The following is a 244-nucleotide window of genomic DNA, read 5'->3' as shown; positions in this document are numbered from 1 at the left end:
CCAGGCGCGACGACGCGCTGGAGGTGCATTCGGTTCGCGAGGTGCGGTTGCAGGATGCGCAGGGCGAACAGGTCGATGCGCCGATGTTGCATTCGATTCACGGCGGCGGTGAGCGTGGACGTTTCTTCCACGCGACGGCGCGACGCGGAAGCTTCGCTCCCGGGGGCGGCGACGACGTCTTCCTGTCGATCGCCGACCTGGACGGGCGGCTGATCGGCGACGACTCGACGGTCGCGCTGACGCG

Annotated in this window: 1 protein-coding gene; it reads left to right on the top strand. The window is 69.3% G+C overall.

Features of this window, described 5'->3' with window-relative positions; all coding sequences use genetic code 11:
* Positions 1 to 244 (top strand): hypothetical protein (locus AC0IYH_RS33445; protein ID WP_471838732.1); only part of this gene is annotated, 244 nt, incomplete at both ends.

The organism is Pseudomonas sp. AC463 (genome assembly GCF_979253585.1).
The sequence above is the reverse complement of the archived record's forward strand: the minus strand, read 5'-3'. Positions and strand labels throughout refer to the sequence as shown.